This window comes from Adonisia turfae CCMR0081 (genome assembly GCF_011009555.1).
In the GTDB taxonomy this organism is placed as follows: Bacteria; Cyanobacteriota; Cyanobacteriia; order Phormidesmidales; family Phormidesmidaceae; genus Leptothoe; species Leptothoe turfae.
In genome coordinates, this window is the sequence record NZ_QXHD01000004.1 from 3,199,239 (window position 1) to 3,200,701 (window position 1,463).

General features: G+C 46.4%; 2 pseudogenes. Both read right to left on the minus strand.

The features are described from left to right. Positions 1-608, minus strand: a pseudogene (locus DXZ20_RS18000) (hypothetical protein); the annotation flags it as partial. 25 nt (positions 609-633) lie between these two features. After that, a pseudogene (locus DXZ20_RS37545) lies at positions 634-1,463 on the minus strand (lipase family protein); the annotation flags it as partial.

Consider the following 1,463-nt stretch of genomic DNA (forward strand, 5'->3'; position numbering starts at 1 on the left):
AGTCTGGTAGATAAATATTGTTGGGCCGTGATTGAAGTGTTGCTTGTGGGGTCAACACTTTCAAGGTTAACTAGTTTGTCTAACCCAAAGTAGGTGCCTTTGGAAATTTGTGCCTCCGTCTGCGAAGGACCATAGGGCCAGGGCACGGTTTCCTTGACGTTAAAGTCTTCAAAGATCCAGTCCATCAAAGAACTGCCATTGGTGCCAGCGATCGCAACCACCGCCTGCTCAGGATCGCTTTCTGGAACAACAATAAATATAGAGTTGAGCGATTTGTCTGGCACAATAGCAGATAAAAGCGAACCAGCATACACCCCCGGTCCCCAGACCAAGTTCCAAATACCGATCAACTTTTGAATCTCTTTGTCCTCTAATACATTTACCAGCAACTCTTTTGTCTGGCTAGCAATTTCAGAGGCTTCACCTTTGAAGCCAAAGCTGAGAATAGTGGACCACGATAGAGAAAATATCTGTTGCTCGAAACTATAGGTTCCATTGTTGTAAGCTGACGCATCTGTGGTTGCCATTGAGTTCTCCTTGCTATTTTTGGATGAGCTGCTGGCTAAATATTGCTGGGCCGTGATCCCATTATCTTGAGGACTTTTCATAGAAATCAGTTGGACTACCCACCGATCAACGCCCTGAGCTACCACCAGACCAACAATGATCACTAGAGGGGGTACTCGTCTGATCTTCAACCAAAAAGATTACGGGCTGAGCGCCCTGGTTGGGCTTGTCTTGATTCATTTGGTCAACTTTCGCCAGGAGCGCATCCCAAAGTGGGCCTTCTCCTGCTTGCAATTCGTCAAGTTTGCGCCTGGTGGGCTGAACAATATCGAGAAGAATTGGTTTTTTCGTTAATAACTCAAGCGACTTCCGCAAGCGGCCACTCCCATCTTCAGGTTTAGATACCAAAGCTGAGGACTGTTTAGATGCTGGAGTCAGGAGTTGGGAAAAGGCGCCAATGTCAAAATAGGCGATGTACCCGATCGTATGCTGGATTAAGGCCTGAATGAGAAACTCAAGGATACTACCGATACCAAAGCTAGGGGTCTCAAATGGTTTTAGTTCTTCCTCAAATGTTTGAATGGCCTCCTCAATGTCTTCCACGATGGCTTTATATTTATCATTACTTATAAAGTCAGACAAGCTGTAATACTGGGATGAAAAACCTGCTGCTTGAGGAGCGACATTGAGATAGTCTAGGCTCTTGGTATCTCGTTGAATCCAACGAACTAACAGCTTGATGCCCACACTGGCAGAGAGATCTGGTTCATACAGGTCAGGGACTTGGGCTAACAGCTCCGTATTGAAGGCATGGGGAACGACGTCCATCAGGTTCCATTGCCGATTGGTCGTTTCCAGTAGTCTATTGTCGTAATATTTGGAGAAGTTACGATCACCAGGGGTGGGGCCAGCCGTGGGCAAACAGCTGATGATTGTAGATTCCGATAGATCCCATT